The organism is Chitinophaga eiseniae, from assembly GCF_012641265.1.
Lineage (GTDB): Bacteria > Bacteroidota > Bacteroidia > Chitinophagales > Chitinophagaceae > Chitinophaga > Chitinophaga eiseniae_A.
The window spans coordinates 1,660,750-1,682,362 of the sequence record NZ_JABAHZ010000001.1 but is presented as its reverse complement, the minus strand read 5'-3'; the positions used below and the strand labels follow the sequence as shown (position 1 = coordinate 1,682,362).

At 45.9% G+C, this 21,613-nt stretch carries 15 protein-coding genes and 1 tRNA gene; 10 read left to right on the top strand and 6 right to left on the bottom strand.

All coding sequences use genetic code 11. The features are described 5' to 3' along the window. The first annotated feature begins 21 nt into the window (after nt 1–21). Nucleotides 22–1,197 carry a DUF6515 family protein gene (locus HGH91_RS06510; protein ID WP_168737610.1) on the top strand — a complete coding sequence of 392 codons (1,176 nt, stop codon included), beginning with the start codon at nt 22–24 and terminating at the stop codon, nt 1,195–1,197. Here HGH91_RS06510 and HGH91_RS06505 read toward each other — a convergent pair. Then, complete coding sequence (locus tag HGH91_RS06505; RefSeq protein WP_168737609.1) at nt 1,194–3,137, bottom strand: lectin-like domain-containing protein; 1,944 nt, start codon at nt 3,135–3,137, stop codon at nt 1,194–1,196. The two genes, HGH91_RS06510 and HGH91_RS06505, sit on opposite strands and share 4 nt — an antisense overlap. A 117-nt stretch (nt 3,138–3,254) precedes the next feature. On the opposite strand from HGH91_RS06505, the gene HGH91_RS06500 reads away from it, so the two are divergent. Genes HGH91_RS06500 through HGH91_RS06485 form a run of 4 tightly spaced genes read left to right on the top strand, consistent with a single transcriptional unit; the run spans nt 3,255 to nt 10,269 of the window. After that, on the top strand, nt 3,255–3,680 hold the full coding sequence (locus tag HGH91_RS06500; protein ID WP_168737608.1) for a hypothetical protein: 426 nt from the start codon (nt 3,255–3,257) through the stop codon (nt 3,678–3,680). A 45-nt stretch (nt 3,681–3,725) separates the two neighbouring features. Further along, entirely contained in the window at nt 3,726–8,762 is a 5,037-nt protein-coding gene (locus HGH91_RS06495; protein ID WP_168737607.1) for a DUF4132 domain-containing protein, read from the top strand. Between the two features lie 48 nt (nt 8,763–8,810). Then, nucleotides 8,811–9,557, top strand: a complete 747-nt coding sequence (gene rluF, locus HGH91_RS06490; RefSeq protein ID WP_168737606.1) for a 23S rRNA pseudouridine(2604) synthase RluF — start codon at nt 8,811–8,813, stop codon at nt 9,555–9,557. Next, entirely contained in the window at nt 9,538–10,269 is a 732-nt protein-coding gene (locus HGH91_RS06485; protein WP_168737605.1) for a 4'-phosphopantetheinyl transferase family protein, read from the top strand. The genes rluF and HGH91_RS06485 overlap by 20 nt, the downstream gene beginning before the upstream one ends. Here HGH91_RS06485 and HGH91_RS06480 read toward each other — a convergent pair. Further along, on the bottom strand, nt 10,244–10,738 hold the full coding sequence (locus HGH91_RS06480; protein ID WP_168737604.1) for a hypothetical protein: 495 nt from the start codon (nt 10,736–10,738) through the stop codon (nt 10,244–10,246). The two genes, HGH91_RS06485 and HGH91_RS06480, sit on opposite strands and share 26 nt — an antisense overlap. Nucleotides 10,739–10,837: 99 nt before the next feature. On the opposite strand from HGH91_RS06480, the gene HGH91_RS06475 reads away from it, so the two are divergent. Next, nucleotides 10,838–10,910 (top strand) — tRNA-Lys (locus tag HGH91_RS06475). A 142-nt stretch (nt 10,911–11,052) separates the two neighbouring features. Here the strand turns inward: HGH91_RS06475 and HGH91_RS06470 are convergent. Further along, nucleotides 11,053–12,324, bottom strand: coding sequence for a DUF6624 domain-containing protein (locus tag HGH91_RS06470; protein ID WP_168737603.1), 1,272 nt, complete (start codon nt 12,322–12,324; stop codon nt 11,053–11,055). A 290-nt stretch (nt 12,325–12,614) separates the two neighbouring features. Here HGH91_RS06470 and HGH91_RS06465 point away from each other — a divergent pair, with 290 nt between their 5' ends. Next, nucleotides 12,615–13,748 (top strand): acyltransferase family protein, encoded by a 1,134-nt coding sequence (locus HGH91_RS06465; RefSeq protein ID WP_168737602.1) that lies wholly within the window; start codon nt 12,615–12,617, stop codon nt 13,746–13,748. A 228-nt stretch (nt 13,749–13,976) separates the two neighbouring features. Here HGH91_RS06465 and HGH91_RS06460 read toward each other — a convergent pair whose 3' ends face one another. Together HGH91_RS06460 and HGH91_RS06455 are read right to left on the bottom strand one after the other, a co-directional pair. Beyond that, on the bottom strand, nt 13,977–14,735 hold the full coding sequence (locus HGH91_RS06460) for a DUF4249 family protein (protein WP_317166806.1): 759 nt from the start codon (nt 14,733–14,735) through the stop codon (nt 13,977–13,979). Nucleotides 14,736–14,812: 77 nt separating this feature from the next. Beyond that, nucleotides 14,813–17,182, bottom strand: a complete 2,370-nt coding sequence (locus HGH91_RS06455) for a TonB-dependent receptor (protein WP_168737600.1) — start codon at nt 17,180–17,182, stop codon at nt 14,813–14,815. A 438-nt stretch (nt 17,183–17,620) separates the two neighbouring features. Between HGH91_RS06455 and HGH91_RS06450 the strand changes: the two genes are divergently transcribed. Continuing rightward, nucleotides 17,621–18,436 (top strand): sensor histidine kinase, encoded by an 816-nt coding sequence (locus tag HGH91_RS06450; protein WP_247651661.1) that lies wholly within the window; start codon nt 17,621–17,623, stop codon nt 18,434–18,436. 27 nt (nt 18,437–18,463) lie between these two features. Continuing rightward, on the top strand, nt 18,464–19,186 hold the full coding sequence (locus HGH91_RS06445) for a LytR/AlgR family response regulator transcription factor (RefSeq protein ID WP_168737598.1): 723 nt from the start codon (nt 18,464–18,466) through the stop codon (nt 19,184–19,186). A gap of 22 nt (nt 19,187–19,208) precedes the next feature. On the opposite strand, the gene HGH91_RS06440 is transcribed toward HGH91_RS06445, so the two are convergent. Further along, the gene (locus tag HGH91_RS06440; protein WP_168737597.1) at nt 19,209–20,048 is read right to left on the bottom strand and encodes an AraC family transcriptional regulator; all 840 of its coding nucleotides are present in this window, start codon (nt 20,046–20,048) and stop codon (nt 19,209–19,211) included. Nucleotides 20,049–20,188: 140 nt separating this feature from the next. Between HGH91_RS06440 and xylA the strand changes: the two genes are divergently transcribed. Further along, a complete protein-coding gene (gene xylA, locus HGH91_RS06435) occupies nt 20,189–21,517 on the top strand; it encodes a xylose isomerase (RefSeq protein WP_168737596.1) in 1,329 nt (442 codons plus the stop codon). Nucleotides 21,518–21,613: the final 96 nt, after the last annotated feature.

Here is a 21,613-nt window from a genome sequence, read left to right as displayed (position 1 = left end):
TTTATCTGTAAAACCTGAACTATGCAATTGACCATTGCCAGATTTTCTGTTGCTGTGTTACTGTCCTTGTCGCTAGGTATATGCAGTATTAACAGCTATGCACAAAGAGTGGATCCGCAGCAGCCGCGTCCTGCCACACCGGCGCCACGACCTGCGTCGCCACCGCCACAGGCGAGGCCGCAACGTCCTGCTGCTACACCTTCGCAGCCAGCTGCCAGGCCACCACAGCAGGTGCCGCAAAACAGACCGGTGCGGCCGGCACAACCTTCACAGCCAGTTACCCGCCCGGTGAATCCACCCGCACAGAATAAACCGGTACGGCCTCCACAGCAGCCCGTTACCCGGCCGGTGAATCCACCCGCGCAAAACCGCCCCGTACGCCCTTCTCAGCCAACGAATCCTGCACGACCAGGCGGCAATCCACCTGCCCAGAACAGGCCGGTAAGACCAGAACAGCCAGGTAAACCCACTGTACCGGTTACACGACCTGGAGAAGGAACATCCGGCAGACCCGGCAACGGGGCAGGGGTTAAACCACCACCCGCCAGGCCCGCTATTCATCAGTCGGGCGGTAGTGGCCGTGTAACCGTCAATAACACGCAGATTAACCGGTATTACTACAAGAATGTGCAGGTCAACCAGCAATATATCACGGTGAGCCGTTACCGCGACAGGAGCGGCCGGGTAACGATCATTAACCAGCCACCCGGGAGAATTTATCCGGGCCGTTATAGGTATTACTACCATCCTTACCGCCCTTATTACTGGGGCCCCAGCTGGTACCCGATAGGCTTTTGGGCAGTGGCACTAGCGACTACCGCCGCTATTATCAGTTTCCAGGAACGCCAATATTACTACGACCAGGGCGTGTATTATGCACCGGCAGTATCGGGCGGAGGTTATGCCGTAGTGCCGGCCCCGGTGGGCGCTGTCGTTTATTCGTTGCCGTCGGGATACACCACTGTATCGGTAGGAGGGTATAATTACTATTACTATGGCGGCGTATTTTATATTGATAATGGCAATGGCTCTTTCGAGGTAGTAGCGCCACCATCAGGTGCGATCGTATATGAATTGCCTGCCGGCGCCCAGGAAGTGATCATCAGCGGCCGGCAGTATGTGGTGTATAACGGCACCTACTATATGCCATTTTCCAGCAATGGTCGATATGGTTATGAAGTGGTAGGCGTTAATTAACGGAGGAGCGTTACCGTTCCTTTCCTGCTGAATCGCCGGCCTGTATAATCGACCCCCTGCACCATCCAGACATAGGTACCTGCCGGAGCCGGATGTCCCTGGCAGGTACCATCCCAACCGCCCGGCAAGCTATTGTTGCGGAAAACTTCCTGTCCCCACCGGTCCCAGACAATAAAGAAATCCAACTGCGGTACACCGGCAGCGATTACCCGGAAAACATCGTTGCGCCCGTCGTTGTTCGGCGTGAAAGCATTGGGCACATAAAACTCCGGGCCTTCATATACCTTTACGTTGATCTGGTCTTCATCGCGACAACCTTCCGGAGAAACGAGCGTGAGGCGATAGGTCTGGTCTTTACGCAATAAGGCCACGGGGTTGGAGATGTAGGGATTGTTCAGACCTATGGAGGGCGACCAGGTATATTGCAGGCGGTCATCGCCCCATTGTGCCTGCAGCTGAAAGGGCTGTCCGCTGGCCACAATGGTATCCCTGCCAGCACGGGCATATACCGCAGTAACGGTAACGGGTATATTAATTTCCGGCGAGGGACAACCATCGCTGCTTACAGCGTATAGGCGTACCTGGTAGTGACCTGTGTCAGGATACTGATAAGTGGGTTGTATGCCTGTGAGGGTAGCCTGGTTACCCATATCCCAATGCCAGGAAGTAACAGGCGTGGCTGGAGTGAAATTAACACCCTGGAAATGCGTACTGCTGCCCAGGCATACATTTTCTCCGCTGCCGCTGATGGTGGGCGTTTGGCTTACGAGGACGGATTTTTCGACGGCGTTTACGCATCCCTGTTCTGACGTAACGGTAAGCCTGATGTTACGGGCGCCGGTCGTGGCATAGGGCGCCAAAGGGTTTTGGCTGTTGCTGGTAGTGCCGTCTCCCCAATCCCATTCCCATTTTTTCAGCGCGCCTACGGCAATAGTGGTTTGATCGCTCATGGTCATGCGGCCGCCCAGGCACAGTACATCCGGATCAAAGCGGGCCACCGGGTATGCCCCTACGGTAAAAGGCGCTTTCAGGGTATCAGAGATACAGCCGCTGTTGTCGGCAATCACCAGTTTTACCTGGTAATGTCCGGCCGATGGGTATAGGTGTGCCGGTGGTTGCGGGGCTGAAGAAAAGGTTCCGTCTCCCAAATCCCACCACCAATGGGTGATAGCGCCAAAGGAACTGGAGTAGTCTTTGAACTGGATAGGCGTACCGTCGCAGAATATCTGCCCCGCATCGAAATTAAATGCAGGCCGCAGCGCAGCGCAAAACTGTTGCAGGTTGGAGTAACCCCCGGTAGAACCGGCGAAACCCCAGTATACTTCAGGGTCGCCGCCAAAGATATCCTTCACCAGGTCTTTGTTGAGCGTAAGTCGTAAGACATTATCCATGCTCACCTCCATCTGCTGCCGTACCGCGTCCCATTGAATACGAAACAGGTGCCACTGACAATCTTCAATATTATTGCTGTTTTCCAGCGCGGTAACCGGTCCGGCGAGATTATTACTACTGAGATGGTCGGTAACGCCATCCATCTGTATGGCGAGATGGTCGAAGGGCGGATCATTTTCATCGTTGTTCTGGTAGGTGTCGATGATCACGCCCAGGGAGGGGGAGATGCCCTTGAAACCAATACCCTGGCCGGTAGCACCCAGGTTGGTGCCTTTGGTTTGCAGGATAAACCCGATACCATCAGCACCGTTATCATCTTTACAACCCAGGTTTACATCAAATACATAGTTGAAAGATTGACGGAGGTTAATTTTATTTTTATTCCATACCGTACCGCTGGTTGTCTGCTGATCGGGTGTGAGAATATAGCAGTTGCAGGTACGCTGGGTAGCGGCGCCATTCAGGATATAAGGCAGCTGTACTTGTCCCGACAGCCGGAAGCTGCCTGCCAGTAAAAGGAGTAAGGCAAGGGTTAGCGTCTGTTTCATGTGGTGGACGGGCAATTGCGATAAACAAGTTAATTACTTCCCCGTTAAGATCAAAGTAACGGCTTGGGATACATTGGTTTTTCCGTTAGATTTGCCGGGACCCAAAGTGAAGTTGACATGCAAATAACGATTAGTGTAAAACAACCCGGGAGAAAGCATGCGTTGATAGACAGGCAAATGCTGGAAATAGCAGATTTACCGGATCATCCATCTCTCCGTGAGCTGTTGCTCGCCGTGGTAGCCCAACAGGTAGCCGCCTATAACAGTAAACCATTGGAGAAAAACCTCTTACCATTTCTTTCAGGGAGCGAGGTCGCCGATCTTGTGAACACCGGTAAAGCCGGTTTTGGCAGTATCTACAATGAGCATAAAGCCGACAGGGAAAAAGCGCAGGAAACAGCGCTGCAGGCATTTGCCGACGGGCTTTTTGCCGTATTTATCGATGACGAAGAAATTAAAAAATTAGCGGATCATTTTTCGCTAAATAGCCATACAGTTATTACCTTTGTCAGGTTAACCTTTCTCGCTGGCAGCATCTGGTAGAGAAGCATTATTTTAACCCATCACTCATAGCAAAGACCTTTTATTATGGATGCTAAACAATTCCTGGAAAGCCGGGAACTCCCTGATTATTTGAAGAAGATGACAGCGGAACTGGATGCCGTGTATGCCCATGGCGCCGCTCATCCCTTGTTAACCAAAGAAATGGCAGAATTAGGATGGCTGTTTATTCATGAATCTCCCCAGGAGCAACCGCCGGACAATTTTGCATACCGTAAGCCGGTTACGTATAAGAGTCAACGTTATAACCGCATGGCGGAATTATTGGCGCCAGGCGACTGGAATGCTCCACAGGCATGGAATTTACTGGTATATATATTTGGAGAAGAGAAGGCGGCGTATGTAAAATATGCATGGGAGAAAATACCTTTCCAGATGTACCAGACGTCCAGTGGCCGGAGATCATTTACGGCACCGCATGACCGAGAAATGTACCTGGTGAACCAGCTCAATTTCCTGGTAACAACCTTACCACAGGCTTACCAGGTGTTGTATACGCCCAAAACCGTTACTACCTGTTATGATCTGAGCATTCCTGAACAGGTACGGTACGACCAGGTATTGCAGAACCCCGCATTGTTCCGGCTATGGGCAGCGGCGATAGATAAAGATCATGAGGGGTTACTGCCACTCCTGGAGGCTATTATTTTCAATAAAGACAGTATAGGCAAAGTAACACGGCCTGTTATCAAAGCTTTGCTGCTCAGTGAAAAAAAGGAAGCCTGGATGTTGGTAGAGAAGCTGTTGATCGCAGCGCAGCGCCAGGAAGGGCTACGGCAAACGATTCTCGAAGCGCTGGATGAAACCAGTTTACCTGCCTTGCGATACATGATAAAAGTGCTGCTGGACCATAAAATGGCCCGTTTTTCTTCCGTAGTAAGGGCGATAGATGTGTGGGCCGGTTTAGGCTGGGAGTCTGAAAAAGAAACCACTGTAAAACAGTTTCTCGAAAAAGCACACCAATACCTGGAAACGCCTGCGCAGATACCTGCAGCCGTAGAAAGCAAAAATAACATGGACGTGTACACGGCCTTATGGGCACAGGGAGTATATGACATTGCCGGTGTAACACCTTTGCTGAAGCGGCTCTTCGAAGAAGGGGATACAGAGAAGCGTTGCCTCGCGTTGAAGTTTGCCGGGGAAACGAAGTATTACAACATAGATATGCCCCTGTTTTACCAGGCCCTGGAAGATAAGGAGGAAGCGGTGCTGGGCATGGCTTTAACAGCGATCAATAGTATGTTGTTTAGCAGCGCGAGAAGTTACAATGAACATTTCCCGGGATTGTTTGATCGCCTGCATGCCGTTGTGCAACGCAGTGGCAGCAAAAAAGAACAGGTATTTACCGGCAAAGTATTTTCCTGGATGAATATTAAGTTCAATCCAAATAATGCGCTGGAATCTATGATCAGGCTGGTGCTGGATAAGCAGGATCGCCTGGATATCGTATTACAGTATTTCGATGAAATGGATGTGTCGTTGCGGGAACAGTTGACGCGACTGGTATTCCCGGAGCATTCTTCCTATTACTGGAAAGATAAAACGGAGCTCCTGGCATTGACCCCATTTCAACGCAACCTGGCCATACGCCTGCTGAGGGACCGGGGCGAATACGTAGTAAATGTGGCCTTCAGGGCATTGACCGGGGAGCAGTTCAGCGTAACGGAGATGCCTGTATTTATAGAGCTATTGAAACGCAAGGGCGCCACTGCCCGGGGACAGGCGATTGAGTTGATATTGCGGCAGCGTGATGAAGCAGTGATGGCTACGGCCACGGCCTTGTTACAGGGCGATGCCGAGCAGCGTTTAGGAGGACTGGATATTGCCGTGCAGCTGAAAAAGGCAGGCCGGCTGAAAGCGGCCATCGATCAGTGGGAAGCGGCCTTTAGGGAACGGAAAAATATTGCAGCAAAGGAAGAAGTGTTGCTGGCACAGTTATCGGCCGACGAGGACACCTTATCGTATAATGTTGAGAATGGTTACGGCCTGTATGACCCGGGAGCTATTACCCCGGTGATAGCGCCGGTGGTGGGTGAAAATGACTACTACGCACAGTGCCTGCGTAAAAACGAATATGGTTTTTCGAAACCGGTGGAAACGATACGTGCCGCTTTAGATGACCTGTATGGACGATTTAAAGCGCATGGGGATTATGAATATGAAGTAGAGCAATATGATAATAGCCGCCAGAAAGTATTGCTGATTAACGGGGTAAATAAGAACAAGCCCTACACTTATAGATTTGAAACACCGGAAGCAGAGTATGCCGCTTATCCATTACCGGAAGTATGGGAGCTGTGGTACCAGGATCATCAACTGGAGCCAGTAGATCTGTTTCTCTTAAATTATGTGATGCCAGATAACGGCGAGCAGATGCCGCATTGGCTGGCACTGACCAGGCCTTATTATCCTACTATGGAGCAGATGTTTTCGGAAGAATTGCGTGGGAAATATCACTACCGGTGGAGCAACCCGGTATCACGAATCATCGGGGCACTGACGTTGATTCATCCGTTTGAGCAGAGCAATGCTTTTGTGCTGGGGGCCTGCAGCCGCTTGTTTGCCTCGTTTACGCCGGAAGTATTGCAGTACCATTCAGATGGTAAGGTATATCCACATACCCGTGGGGGATGGCAAACGGTAGGAGTGTTGAATAAACTGCTGCAGGGCGTCAATTTTAACCGTTGTACGCCCGATGAAATCCGCATTTGCTGGGAATTATATCACTGGCGGCAGTTTAGCGGTTTGCCGGAAAGCATTCCCTCCAGCCTGCCTCCGTTTACGATCTTCTGTTATGCTTACCAGCAGGGCCTGATCAGTGAAAGCGAGTTATACCGGGGGATGATCAGCCAGGAAAATATCCGCCACTTATCAGCAGCCAAGCCAGCCAGGAATGTGTTTGATTATATGAACACGTTTGCCTTCCTGCCGCCTTTATTTGAGCGACTGCGGCAGCATTTCCTGGACATAGAGTTGAAGCGTGGCGATTCTGCTACACCGGTTACGCAGTTTGTACAGGAACTGAAAGTGGTATATGGTATTCAGCGTTTGACGGAGATATTAACCGGTCTCGGTAAAACCGCCTTATCGAGAGGTTATATTTACACTTATAATAATTCCGCCCTGAACAAGCAGCAACAGTTTAGCTCATTGTTAAAAAAATGCTTCCCGCTGCCAACGGATACGCAGGAAGATTTCAATGCGGCCGTGAAACAAATAAAAGCAAGTGAAAAGCAGTTGATTGAAGCGGCAGTGTATGCGCCGCAATGGCAGCGTTTTGCGAGCCAATATCTTAACTGGAAAGGGTTAGATGCAGTTATCTGGTGGATGCATGCACATACAAAATCATCTGGTGCGGCAGAGCAGAATGCAGAAGCTGAGAGTGAAATTGCCCGTTATTCGGCTGTTGACCTGACTGATTTCAAAGCGGGAGCGGTAGATAAGGAATGGTTCCTGAAAGCCTATAAGGAAATAGGGAAGGAGCGCTGGCAGGTAGTATATGATGCCGCCAAATATATCAGCGATGGGAATGAACACCGGCGTGCACGTTTATACGCCGACGTTATCACCGGCGATATCAGGATTAAGGAAGTTACCCAGAAGATAAAGGAGAAGCGTGACCAGGACTACCTGCGCATGTATGGCCTGATTCCGTTGAGCAAGGCGAATGCAGCAAAGGATGTATTGAGCCGTTACGAATACCTGCAACAATTTAAGAAGGAGAGCCGGCAGTTTGGCGCGCAGAAGCAAAGCAGTGAAGCACTGGCTATCCGCATTGCAATGGAGAACCTGGCCCGCAATGCCGGGTATGCAGATCCGCTTCGGTTGACCTGGGCCATGGAAACCAGGCAGGTACAGCAGATATTATCCCGCGAAACACAGGTGCAATACAATGATGTTACCATCGGGCTGGTGATAGATGAATCGGGAGTAGCCGATGTAGTGGCCTTTAAAGGTGATAAGCCCCTGAAGGCCATTCCGCCGAAGTATAAAAAAGATAAGAAAGTAGAGGAGCTGGTAGAATATCGAAAGATATTGAAAGAGCAGTTCAGCCGTTCGCGGAAATCCCTGGAAGATGCCATGGTACGGGGAGATGCCTTTTTAGCTCCGGAGCTGGCCAATCTCTTTGGCCACCCGGTGATCAGCAAACACCTGGAAAAGCTGGTATACGTATCTGGCGAAAGCCACGGTTTCTACCACAATGGCATATTACGTTCGCCGGAAGGACAGGAATACTCTCTTGCTGAAGGTGACGAGGTGCGCATTGCGCATTGCGTTGACTTGTACAAACTGGGCGTGTGGAGTAATTATCAGCGGTATGCTTTTGAGAAGGAGCTGCAACAGCCCTTCCGGCAGATTTTCAGGGAACTGTATGTGCCGGTGGCAGATGAGCTGGCGGAGAAGTCTGTATCCCGCCGTTATGCCGGGCACCAGGTACAGCCTAGTCAGACTGTAGCCTTGCTGAAATCGCGGCATTGGAAAGTAGATTATGAAGAAGGACTGCAGAAAGTATTTCACAAAGAAGGATTTGTAGCGAAGATATACGCCATGGCAGATTGGTTTTCGCCGGCAGAAGTGGAGAGCCCTACATTGGAAACCATCGTTTTTCATGACCTGAAAACCGGTAAGGCAATAGCTTTTGAACAGATCTCCCCACTAATATTCAGTGAAGTGATGCGGGATATCGACCTGGTAGTCAGTGTGGCGCATGTAGGCGGGGTAGATCCGGAGGCCAGTCATTCTTCCATTGAAATGAGGCGGGTATTGCTGACGGAAACGCTGCGTTTATTCAAAATAGATAACGTAACGATTGCCGGTAATCACGCGCGTATCAAGGGGCATCATGGCGAGTACAGCGTGCATTTGGGCAGCGCGGTAGCGCACCAGCTGCCCGGAAGGTACCTGTCGGTATTACCGGTGCATTCCCAACACCGTGGCCGGATATTCCTGCCCTTTATAGACGACGATCCTAAATCGGCCGAACTCATATCCAAGGTATTGCTGCTGGCAAGGGACACCGACATCCAGGATCCTACCATCCTGCAACAGCTGAGTATGAACTAAGGCATTTTGCGCGGTTTTAAGTAATTTGCAGGAGATTTTAAGGGTATTATGGATATCAGCGTAAATAAATATATCAGCGAAACCGGCTTTTGCAGCCGGAGAGAGGCGGATAAATATATAGAACAGGGTAGGGTGACGATCAATGACAACATTGCGTCTAAAGGCAACCGCGTGAAGGATGGGGATGTGGTAGAAGTAGACGGGGAGCCGTTGAAGAAGAAGAAATCCACCGTGTATATTGCGCTCAACAAGCCCAAAGGCATTACCTGTACCACGGATCTGAAGGATAAGACCAATATCATCGACTATGTCAACTACCCGTCGCGGATTTTCCCGATAGGGCGGTTGGACAAGCGTTCGGAAGGGCTGATTTTCCTGACCAACGATGGTGATATTGTGAACAAAATACTGAGAGCGGGCAACCAGCATGAGAAGGAGTATATTGTAACAGTAGATAAGCCCATAGACCTGGAGTTTGTGAAAGCCATGCGTAGCGGGGTGAAGATACTGGGGGTAGTAACGCAAAAGTGTTTTGTACAGCAGGAGGGTGCCAACCGTTTCCGTATTATTCTAACGCAGGGGCTCAATCGCCAGATACGCCGTATGTGTGAAGTGCTGGGATATGAAGTGGTAGCGCTGAAGCGTATCCGTATCATGAACTTCACTGTTAAAGACCTGGCGCCAGGTAAATGGCGTTATTTCACCAAAGAGGAGATCAATACGATCAATACGATGGTAGCTAACAGCAGTAAAACCGACAAAGGAGACCAACGCCATGAAGGAATGGACGAATAGTAGCTACCTGCCTGTAATGGTGACCCGCAAGGGGCAGTCTTTCCCGGTATCGGTAGCCATATCCGCTGTGACGCCACAGGAGCTGGAGGCCAGGCAGGATCATTTTCTCCATGCCGATGAACATACTACATTAGCCGGTGTTGCCCGGCGTCAATATTTATTGGGCCGCCATGCTGCAAAGCTGGCGGCTTCTCATTTTACGGGCGTGGCTGCGCCGTTGATACGTATCCGCCCTGGGGTATTCGGACAGCCGGTGCTGGATTGTCCCGGCCACAACAATGTACAGGTAAGCATTTCGCATAGCGGTCCACAGGCTATTGCGGTAGTGTATCCTGAGTGGCATCCGATGGCCGTAGATATAGAAGAGATTCGGCCGGACCATGAACTGCCTGCATTGGCGGCACATGAAGCCGGCTTGGTAGCGTCGCTGCCTTTTACACACTATGAAAGCGGGTTATTGTTATGGAGCGCCCGGGAAGCGCTTTCCAAGGTATTAAAAACAGGGCTCACCACCGACCTGGCGTTATTTGAGATCAGTACCCTGCATATGCAGGAGGGTTTTCTTTTTTCTACCTTTGTGCATTTCATGCAGTATAAAGCTGTCAGCCAGCTTGCGGGCAACATGGTATATACGCTGGTATTGCCCCAACGCAGTGATCCAGATCTCGCCGCACTGCGCGCATTGATTAGTTCAGTTTCCGGATATAGCTGAAAGAAGAATCAGCCCTGTTGTAGGTAAAAATGAATTTACCGGTAACATCCTGTCCGCTGAGCGTAGTATGCCCCAGTTTCTGGTTATACACCGGTTTATGCGTAAATGCCACCACAAAGGAGTCGATGTACACATAGTCGAGGCTCAGCTCATTGAACCCCATTTCCTTCATGATTTTAAATGCATTCCTGCTGCGGTCATTCATATTTTCGAGGTTCCACATATCCTGCGGAAAGTGCTGAAAGGTGCGCCGGTATTCCTTTACCGACTCTACAAAGGCCATGCTGGGGTGAACGGCCTGCTTCTTCTTTTTAACTTTCCAGGGAATGTTAAAGCCGCCTTCTTCTACGCGTTCGTGTGTTTCCAGTACGCCGTCGGCACGGCGGGAGTAGGTATACGCGTATCTTTTTTCGGAGCTGCAAGCATAGAGGGTCACGGCTACAGTGACGAGGTAGAGGTACTTTTTCATATAGTCGCCGAAGTTATTTTTATTTTTTCTTGAAAAAAAATTTGGTGGTGATGGGATAATTCTTATTTTTGCATCCCCTTAATAATCAAGGTGGTAGCGGATTCCCTAGCTCAGTTGGTAGAGCAATACACTTTTAATGTATGGGTCTTGGGTTCGAGTCCCAAGGGGATCACTGGAAGATTGCAAACCTCACGCTCAGCGTGGGGTTTTCTTTTTTGCCCTAATTTACGCTATAAAGATCGCATTTGGCGATCGTGAGATTGTCCGGCATTGAACGTATTTACTACCAACAGTGGCAGTAAATAAGTCCCTGATTATTTCAATTGTCCGGATATTTCCCTCCATTTTTGATGATGGAGCTGTTGGAAAGCGGGCTCGTTTTTTAACATACCAGCAGTCAGGTATTTTCTGAGAAAAAGCAGATAAAGAAAATCAGTGGAGATGCCTGCGTACTTATCTTCGTGTGTTTCGTTAAATATTTTTGCAAATAGCACGGCAGCATTGTGCATTTCCGCATTGCTCATACCGTCGGGTATCGTAGATGCCAGATTGTAATAGTCGTAGGTTTGGCTAAATGCTTTGATTTTATAGTATAATAGCGCAGAATCTATCCAGTTTTTGCAGCGAATGGTTGCGGCCTGCTCCTGTGCCATGGCTTGTACCTGGTCGATGTTCGTATAGGCGAAACCATATGTCAGGCTGTATAGGCTTAAAGGTCTCATGCCCATTTGCTTTCTCCTGTCATTCACCTTATCCTCTTCTCTGATTGGCCTGAATCCGGAGGCGCTTCCATTTTCTCCCCACTCCACCTGTGTACCATAATACTGGCGGTGATTAAGATTGCATTGTACCCGATCATATAAAAAAGCGAGGTTTTCACTATTGATCTGGTCAGTACCCTTGAATTTTTCCATCAGAGAAAGCGCTTTTTTCTGGAATGGGATATATTGATCTGCATGTTGCACCAGCAGCCAGAGGTTATTTTGTCCATCTTTTCCAATATCGCGGATAAGCGGCCATCCATACCGGCGGATGATTTGTTGCGTTTTCAGCAGGTTGGTACTGTCGCACGCCTGTATTTGCCGGTCTATCAGCGCTATTTGTTGCGGCTGTTTTTCCAGTACCCGTTTACGCCGCAGGAACTGGTCGTTCAACACCATTTGATTGATTGCCTTTCTTACCTGGGGTAACCGAAGCGTTTTTTCCAATTGTTTTTCCCGTTCAATCGCTATTGTCGTTATTTCCTTCCATTGCCGGGGATCTGTCTGGCGCAGGTGGTCGAAATAAGGGTCAGACAAAAGCCAGTCGGCTTCTGTCCATCCTTTTTCCAGGGCTATATGAAGATAATAAGACGCTTTTTCCGTATTGTTGTCGAGGGCATAGGCTTCTGCTGCTTTATAGGCCTCTAGTGGATCAGGAGCTTTAATGGCGAAAGCCTGTTCATATAACCGGATAGCCGTTTTATACTCTTCCCGTAGATGACAAAACCCGGCCTTAGCCGCCAATGCTTCCCGGCTGGTGTCAGGTTGTCCATATAAAAAAGTATGAAAACATAGAAGACAAAAAAGAAGAGGAGTATATTTCATTATGCAAATCCAATGGTTAACGAAATCTCAATATACACTATATTCTGCTTTTACGGGGTACTGATATAAGTTTTTTGGTCATCGTTTCGGCGGCGCATAAGTCGTGATTTACGCGGCTTCTATGCTTTTACAAATGTTATTGATAATACTAAAACATCCAAATGCCTCCCAATGGTCAAAAAACTGCGTAAAAAAGTAACTTACCACGAATAGTTGCCGACCTGCGTAAATTCTCAAAATCCTTGTTTATAAAATCCTATTTTGTGGCATAGTAGAATAACGTAAATGATATGACAACCCAGCGATACTATCGACCAGAATTAGACGCCCTGCGTTTTATAGCTTTTCTATGTGTGTTTTTTGTACATCGGCTAGATCTTGCACCTGTTGACCAAACAAAGTATTATTGGTTTCATAATATAAGTCTGCTCGGTAATTTCGGGGTTCCGGTATTTTTCCTGTTAAGTGCTTTTCTAATAACTGAATTATTGACCCGTGAACGGGAGCAGACGGGGAAAGTGCACCCGAAATCTTTTTATATCAGGCGTATCCTGCGTATTTGGCCGCTTTATTTCCTGGTTTTTTTTGGATGGGTGCTCTTAACGCCTCTTTTCCCGGAATTTGCTTTGCCACCTGTGGCGTGGCTGGCTTTTACGCTTTTTGCCGGAAACTGGTATATTTCTATAAGAGAGTGGCTTCCTGCTTATCCGCTTAATCCACTTTGGAGTATATCTGTTGAAGAACAATTTTACATATTGATTCCGTTGCTTGCTGCTTATGGAGGACGCCTGGGATTGAAAATCGCCGCTTTTCTATTTTTTGGTATCGCTTATGTGTGCATCATTTATTATGGGTTGCATCCAACAAATAATTTTAACAGTGCGTGGACTAACAGCTTTGTACAATTCCAATTCTTTTCAGCGGGCATATTGCTTTCTCTTTACTTAAAAGGCAAGTTACCGCAATGGTCGCCGGTCATACGTCTTTTTATGATTTTCGCCACGTTATGTTGTTGGTTGGTGGCATCCATGGTGTGTGGTATTCATGCCGATGCCCCCCACTTGTCAAATGTATTTGAGTCTGTAACTGGTTGGCTGTTGATACTAACCGGCGTAATTTTACTGTTTTTAAGTCTATTGGGGCTTCCGGAGAAGTTTTTGCCCAGGCCTATTGTTTATTTAGGCCGCATATCCTATGGTCTTTATGTTTTCCATATTTCCTTTTTTTGGCTTGTTTATAAAACCTTTAACAAAGAATTGGTAGCATTCAGTAAATTCCTCCATCTGTACGAATGGAGAAACAGTGTCGGGTTTGTAACGGCTTTTATTTTTACAGTCACTATTTCTGTGCTTTCCTACCGGTTCTTTGAAAAGCCATTTTTGCGGCTGAAGAAACGGTTCACTTTTGTTCCATCAAGGGACTGATATGGAGGTTTATGGTAAATAGCATCAATAAAGAAGCCCTGTCTCAATATATATGGAAGTATAGTTTAAAACGCTAAACTGTCTTACAGTTTAGAATATTACTGTAAAGATCTCAAAGTAACAAAGCCTGCGTGGCGGATAGCACGATAAGGCTCACGGGAGACACAAAAACCTGCGCACTACAACTGCGCAGGTTTTTTGTGTCTGGTTTGTTTCATTAATCTACGTTTATTTCTGTATTGTGTAGTCCTTTACGGCCACTTCCGATAATCTGAAATATCCGTAAGCATAGTTTGCGAAATGGGTTTGATTGATAATATTTCCTCTCACCGAACCTGGCGTTGTCTGAAAAGGGCCATTCTCTGCCCCGGATGCCGCTAACAGTTTTCTGAAGTAATCATAATATCTCCTGGAAATCCCATACAGTCTGATGTTTATCGCGTCTCCGGCCTTTAGATCTTTGTCTGAAAAATATTCCTGCATGAGGTTGCCTTGACTGTTCTGGTCATCCTGGGCTTTATACTCCGGAAACACTGATACAGGTGACAGAATACGATGTAAGTAGTAATTTTCCTCATTGCCATTATCCTGGTACTTGTATTTAATTTCCACTTCATCACCTCCAAATCCGCCTTTATTATTCTGTTCAATATTATTTTCAATATTGGGTACACCGATACACGTCTCGGAGGCGGTATAGATCTCCTCATTTAGAATTACTTTTAACGTATAGGTTTCCCCGATAGCCGGATGGAAGTTGGAGCAGATGTATTCTCCGGTACCGGGCTTTTCTATAAAGCTAAAAGCGGTGTTTGTTGAATTTGTTATAACGATATCGGCTCCTGAAACTGTTGGAAATGCCGGACTGTAGTATCCGGTGGTGGTGGAGAGCTTGATTTTCTGCTCATTGCCTGTCGTGCCCTTTATCCAATCAATTGATGCGTCAATGACCAATTTCGGCGCTGCTGTTTCCAGATCTACTTTCACTACCTTTGTGCAGGACAGCAGAAAGAAGCAACACAGAACAACCAGGTATTTAAGTATACTTTTCATTTTTGTTAGCATTAGAATTTGAAATTGTAAGTCACACCCGGTATGATACCGAAAATGGATATCCTCTTTGCTTCGCTCAACCCTGTTTCTTTGTTTTGCTCGAACATAAGAGAGGCGGCATTGTTTCTACCGTAAACATTATAAATACTGAATACCCATTCACCTTTCCACCTTTTCTTACTGTCGGGTTTTGGGGTGTAGGTGGCGGATAGATCCAGGTGATGATAAGCCGGAAGCGAGTTAGCGTTTCGCACTCCGTAGTTCGCAATCGTGATGCCCTGGTACTGATATTTACCGATGGGATAGGTGGCCGCTTTTCCTGTTTGATAGGTAAAAATGCCGCCAAAACTCCATTTTTTCGTCAGTTGATAGGCGGCGGTAAGTGAAAGGTTATGGGTTTTATCGTAATTGGCGCGATACCATTTGCCGTTGTTAATACCAGGTTCTTCTGCATTTCTTCCTGGTGTGCGCTGCTCTGCTTTAGAAAGTGTGTAGGAAAGCCAGCCCGTCAGCCTACCCGTATTTTTCTTCAGCATCACCTCGAGGCCGTAAGCCCTTGCCTCCCCATTTAGCAGTACCTGTTCTATGGCTTTTTGGGCAATCAATTCGGCGCCGTCGATGTAATCTGCTTTGTTTTCAATTTTCTTGTAGAAAGCTTCTGTTTCCAGGGAGTATTTTCCATTGCGGAAGTTTCTGAAATAACCTAATGCAACCTGGTCAAGAATTTCGGGCTTCAGGTATTGGTCGCTCGGCGCCCAGATATCCAGTGGAGATACGGAAGCAGTGTTGGAAATTAAATGGATGTACTGGCTCATCCGGTTATAGCTCGCCTTAATAGATTGATCGTCATTTAAAGCAAAGGAAACTGCCAAACGAGGTTCTAAATTTCCAAAATCAATTATTTTTTTGTTTTTATTGTAATACGTTATACTCGTTGGCTTTCCTTCCTCATAAATTTGTAGCTCGGGATTGAATAACACTGCCTGGTTATTGGCATAATTATTTACATGCTGTTCTCCCAACCGCAGGAAATAGCTGTATCGCAGTCCATAAGTCAATGATATTTTATCCGTAAGTTGCTCGGCACTGATATATAATGCATTTTCCCATGCATACTTTTTTTCAATCTGGTCGGGATTGATAGCCGATGTGGAATCCATCGGCTTTATTGTGCCTGGATTAAACTGGTAGTAGATGGAATTGATGCCATAATTCAGCACCAGTTTATCAGACAGGTGATGGCTAAAATCATACTTGAAGTTGTAATTACGGATGTCGGACACCCAGTCAATGCCAACATATTTTATCTTCAGGCCATAATCGTACTTACTATAAATGACCGAAGCATTGGAAAAGAATTTATCGGAAAAGATATGATTCCATCGAAGATTAAAGAATGAATTTCCATAATTGTTGCTGAAAAAATTGTTGAAATCCATTTTGTCCTTTCCGAAATATCCCGAAAGGAAAATCCTGTTATTGTCATTGAGTTTGAAATTCAGTTTTGCATTCAAATCATAAAAGGAAATGGAGTTGGGATTGTCCGCCAGTTTCATAAACAAATGAGCATAGGAAGTACGGCCGGCCACTACGAATGAACTTTTATCTTTTACAATCGGTCCCTCCGCCGATAATCGGCTCGAAATCGCACCAATTCCACCCGTTACGTGATATGTTTTGTTGTTCCCTTCTTTTTGATAAATATCCAAAACAGATGAGGTGCGTCCACCGAAATTGGCAGGTATTCCACCTTTGTACAATTTCAAATCTTTAATCACATCCGCATTGAAAACGGATAAGAATCCAAATAGGTGTGAAGTATTGTAAACAACGGCTTCATCTAACAATATCAGGTTACCATCCACTGAACCGCCCCTGACGTTAAAGCCTGTAGCTCCTTCCTGTGCGTTGGATACTCCCGGTAGTTGCAGAATCCCTCTCAAAATATCCACCTCGCCCATTACTGCCGGCATCTTTTTGATGGTGGAGATAGAAAGTTTATTGACACTCATTTCCGGTTTTTGGATGTTGCTTGCTGAACCATTGTATTTTACCACTACTTCATTTAAATTTTTACTTTTTTCCAGCATCGAAAAATTCTTCCTGGTATTTGCTGTCAGCGCGATATGTTCCTCAATAGTTTCAAATCCCACACAGCTGATAACGACGGTGTATTCTCCTTTGGGTAGCGTAACGGAATAGAAGCCATACGAATTGGTAATAGTGGAAGCTTTTGCTCCGGGAATGAAAATGCTCGCGCCGATAATTGTTTCGGTGCTTGTCTTCATGTTGATTATGCCACTCAATGTGACCTTCTCCTGTGAATAGGTCCTGAATGGAATGGTTATAAGCAGCAGCGTATAAATAATTTGATGTCTCATCCTTTAAAAATCGATTTAACAATTACAATTTCAACACAAAACTATCCCTTTGGATAACCGCCTTTTTGTAATTATACCAAACGCGGTATCTTTTATAGCAAAGTACTCAGGGGTACTACAAAATATATTTCTTGTTTTATGCGTTTTGTAATGCCTCCTGCTTTCGTATAAAAAGCACGCACTTTCGTATAAAATCAGGTCAGACCACAGTATTTATTGTTAAGTTTGTGCTATACAATTTGATAGATGAATGATTTTACCCATCAACAACTTATCAGTGAAAACGTGCTTTTCCGTTTCCTGATTTCACCTGACCTCAGGATACTCCGGCATCTGCTGCTCATTGTTTTTATAGGTACGGTTTTGTACAATAGCACTCCCGTAATTGATAGCCCGATCGCGGTATTTTTATATTTTATTATATTGTTTTATGTAAATATGTATGTGCTGGTGCCGAAGCTTTTGTTCAGGAATAGAAATATCGCCTACTGCTTATCCGTGCTGGGTATCCTTGTCGTAGTGGCTATTTGTGGTTATTTTTTTAATCCTTTTAATAAAGAAAATGGGCTGAATATCCCGCTTTTTTCCTTCCTGACTGTGCTGCTGCTAGCGGCTTCCGCTTCCATAAAACTGTTTCAGAAGGGAATGATGGATAAGCAATTGATCTACGAGCTGGAACAATCGAAGACTTATGCAGAATTAGAGCAATTGAAAAATCAGATCAACCCACATTTCTTGTTTAATATGCTGAACAATGCCAATGTGCTGACAAAGAAGGACCCGGAGAAGGCCTCGCAGGTCTTGATGAAGTTGAGCGATTTACTTCGCTATCAACTTTATGACAGTGCGAGAGATAGGGTATTGCTGACTTCAGATATTCGTTTCCTGGAAGATTTTTTAAATTTGGAAAAAGTAAGACGGGATAGTTTTGATTTCCTGATTTCAAAAGAGGGCGATTTAAGCGGCGTGCAAATCCCTCCTTTGCTGTTCATCTCGTTTGTGGAAAATGCTGTGAAGCACAACAATGATGCAACAAGATCGTCTTATGTAAACCTGTATTTCGACGTTAGAAATGACGAACTTTTCTTTAAATGTATCAACTCCAAACCTATGCTTAAATCCGTTAATAATACAGGCGGATTGGGGTTAACAAATGTCAAACGAAGACTGGAACTTTTGTTCCCGGCAACGCATCGCTTGAATATCGAAGATGACTCAGAAAGATATTGTGTAACTTTAACCATAAAGCTATGACGGGCATAGCTGTAAGCGTATAAAATTATGAACTGTATTATTATAGATGATGAGCCATTGGCAAGAGAAGCCATAGAGATGCTGATTAACCAAACTGGTGATGTAGATTTAATCGGTTCGTTCAACAGCGCTGAAGCCGCCACAAGTTTTATAGAAAGCAATACAGTCGAATTAATCTTTCTTGACATACAGATGCCGGGAATTAACGGGATTGAATTTGCCCGAACTATTCCAAAGGAAACATTTGTGATTTTTACCACTGCTTATTCTGAATTTGCCAGCGATAGCTACGAAGTAGATGCTATTGACTACCTGATAAAACCCGTAAAATCGGTGCGTTTTCAAAAGGCTGTTGAAAAGGCTCATACGTACTCCAAGTTATTCAAGGCGGATTATGCTAATAACAATATTGAACAGGTGGCAGACGACTTTTTCTTTGTGAAAGCAGACCGGAGAATTTTTAAAATTTATTTCAATAACATACTCTTTATTCAGGGATTAAAAGATTATGTCGTGATGCACAGCGAAAATCAGAGGGTGATGACGGCGATGAATATCAAAACAATCTACGACCAGTTGCCCAAAGATAGGTTTGTGAGAGTAAGTAAGTCTTATGTCATCAATGTTAAGCATATCGATTCCGTGGATAATAACACGGTATATATAGGTACAAATGAAATCCCTATCGGAAATATCTACAGGGATTTCTTTTTCAATGAATTTGTGACGAAAAAGATTGTCGGAAGGTGATCCACCCTTTTACCGGTTAATTTTAAGGTAAATATGTTTTACGGTATTGACTGGGCGTTTGTTGTTTTACTTCCGTGAATTGTTTACTGAAATGGGCCCAGCTTTTATAGCCGCTTTCATAGCATATATCCAGAATTGATCGGTTACTGGAAGTAAGCAATTTGCACGCATGACTGATCCGCAAATCTCTCAGGAAATCAAAATAGGTTTTTTTGATATTCTTCTTAAAAAAACGGCAAAAGTTGGGTATACTCATGTTAGCGATGGCTGCCGCTTGTTTAAGGGTAACTTTTTCCTGGTAGTGTTTAAAAGAGAAATCAATGACTTTTTCGATGACGGGATTTACCACGTTGCTGGTATCGGTGAAATCTTCCGTGAGTATTTTATATTGTTTGGAAAGCCCCATTTTGTGAAGGCACTGCAATAATAGCATGAGTTTTTCAAAGCCTTTTTTGCGATGGATCAGTTGCATGCTCTCCATTACCTCTTTTTTCAGGTTTTTTTCCAGTTGTATCCCGTTGTTCTTTTGCAGCAAGGATTGTATTGCCTTCATTTCGGCCATTTGCAGTAGTCCTTCGCCCCAGCAGTCGTTAGTGAAATGTATGACCAGGGCGGCGCCTGTCATTTTAGGATGATTTTTCCTGAACCAATGTGGCAGGTTGCCGGCTATAAAAAACAGGTCGTTAACGGAATAATCGCATACATAATCCCCTATCATGGCGGTGCCATGTCCTTTCTGGATGAGGATCAGCTCATACTCAGCATGCTTATGCCAGTTGGTTTCAAACTGGGGTGTTTGATAAACCCGGCAGGCAAAGCTCTGGCTGGCATCATTGGTGATTTTTTGAAGAATCGTTTTCATTTTCCCGGCAGATAGCCCATTTTATCATATAAAATGCCAAATATTACGCATTGTTGATAAGATAGCATATTTTATTTCAAAAATAGCGGTTGCCAACTTTTTAAATTCAGACAATATTTGCCTAAAAATAAATCACGGATATGAAAATAGTTACAGGAAAGAAGGAATTTTTTAGCGGTATTCCCGCTATTCAGTATGAAGGTCCACGTACAGATAATCCTCTGGCTTACCGCTGGTATGATGAAAACAAAGTAGTAGCCGGCAAACCCATGAAAGAGTGGTTGCGTTTTGCGGTTGCTTACTGGCATTCTTTTAATGGCACAGGCGCTGATCCTTTTGGGGAAGCCACGCACCTGTTTGAGTGGGATAAAAATACCGACCCGGTTGAGCGGGCAAAAGACAAAGCGGATGCTGCTTTTGAAATGATTACCAAACTTGGTCTGCCTTATTATTGCTTCCACGATGTGGACGTGGTGGATTATACCAATAACGTTGAAGAGAACGAAAAACGCCTCCAAACGCTCACGCAATACCTAAAGCAAAAGCAGCAGGAAAGCGGTGTTAAATTATTATGGGGTACTGCCAACCTGTTCAGCCATCGTCGTTACATGAACGGAGCAGCCACCAACCCGGATTTCCATGTACTTACCCATGCAGCCGCCCAGGTGAAAGCAGCCCTTGATGCAACAATAGCCCTTGGAGGGGAGAATTATGTGTTCTGGGGCGGCCGGGAAGGATATATGAGTCTTTTGAATACTAATATGAAGCGGGAAAAGGAACACCTGGCCAGGTTCCTGCAGGCATCAAGAGATTATGCACGGAAGAATGGATTCACCGGTACCTTCTTTATCGAACCCAAACCCTGTGAGCCCACCAAGCATCAGTACGATTATGATGCGGAAACGGTGATCGGCTTCCTCCGTCAATACGACCTGCTGAACGACTTCAAACTCAACCTCGAAGTAAACCATGCTACTTTAGCAGGACATACTTTCCAGCACGAACTGCAGGTAGCTATTGATGCTGGCTTGCTGGGAAGTATTGATGCCAATAGGGGAGACTACCAGAATGGCTGGGATACAGATCAGTTCCCTACCAACCTCAATGAACTTACCGAGGCTATGTTGATTATCCTCGAAGGAGGTGGCTTCAAGGGAGGTGGTATCAATTTCGATGCTAAGATCAGGAGGAACTCCACCGACCCGGCCGATCTCTTCTACGCCCATATCGGTGGGGTAGATAATTTCGCACGCGCCCTCATCACCGCTGATACCATCCTGGAGAAAAGTGCTTATAAGCAAATCCGCCAGGAGCGCTACGCTTCTTTCGATACGGAAGCAGCAAAAACTTTTGAAGCAGGACAGGCTACCCTGGAAAGCTTGCGCGCATATGCGGTAGCTAATGGAGAGCCGGCAGTAAGAAGCGGCAGACAGGAATATATTGAGAATATTATCAATAACTATCTGTAAAATATTATGGTAAAGCGATAGTCAACTCCGCCGGTATTTAACTGGCGGAGTTTTTTATTTTGTTATTGGATCAAAAAAACATAAGCAAAGGTCAAA

Excerpts from the sequence above, each read along its gene's own strand:
- HGH91_RS06510 (WP_168737610.1), top strand. The coding sequence starts at position 22 with ATGCAATTGACCATTGCCAGATTTTCTGTTGCTGTGTTACTGTCCTTG.
- HGH91_RS06505 (WP_168737609.1), bottom strand. The coding sequence starts at position 3,137 with ATGAAACAGACGCTAACCCTTGCCTTACTCCTTTTACTGGCAGGCAGC.
- HGH91_RS06500 (WP_168737608.1), top strand. The coding sequence starts at position 3,255 with ATGCAAATAACGATTAGTGTAAAACAACCCGGGAGAAAGCATGCGTTG.
- HGH91_RS06495 (WP_168737607.1), top strand. The coding sequence starts at position 3,726 with ATGGATGCTAAACAATTCCTGGAAAGCCGGGAACTCCCTGATTATTTG.
- rluF (WP_168737606.1), top strand. The coding sequence starts at position 8,811 with ATGGATATCAGCGTAAATAAATATATCAGCGAAACCGGCTTTTGCAGC.
- HGH91_RS06485 (WP_168737605.1), top strand. The coding sequence starts at position 9,538 with ATGAAGGAATGGACGAATAGTAGCTACCTGCCTGTAATGGTGACCCGC.
- HGH91_RS06480 (WP_168737604.1), bottom strand. The coding sequence starts at position 10,738 with ATGAAAAAGTACCTCTACCTCGTCACTGTAGCCGTGACCCTCTATGCT.
- HGH91_RS06470 (WP_168737603.1), bottom strand. The coding sequence starts at position 12,324 with ATGAAATATACTCCTCTTCTTTTTTGTCTTCTATGTTTTCATACTTTT.
- HGH91_RS06465 (WP_168737602.1), top strand. The coding sequence starts at position 12,615 with ATGACAACCCAGCGATACTATCGACCAGAATTAGACGCCCTGCGTTTT.
- HGH91_RS06455 (WP_168737600.1), bottom strand. The coding sequence starts at position 17,182 with ATGAGACATCAAATTATTTATACGCTGCTGCTTATAACCATTCCATTC.
- HGH91_RS06450 (WP_247651661.1), top strand. The coding sequence starts at position 17,621 with ATGTATGTGCTGGTGCCGAAGCTTTTGTTCAGGAATAGAAATATCGCC.
- HGH91_RS06445 (WP_168737598.1), top strand. The coding sequence starts at position 18,464 with ATGAACTGTATTATTATAGATGATGAGCCATTGGCAAGAGAAGCCATA.
- HGH91_RS06440 (WP_168737597.1), bottom strand. The coding sequence starts at position 20,048 with ATGAAAACGATTCTTCAAAAAATCACCAATGATGCCAGCCAGAGCTTT.
- xylA (WP_168737596.1), top strand. The coding sequence starts at position 20,189 with ATGAAAATAGTTACAGGAAAGAAGGAATTTTTTAGCGGTATTCCCGCT.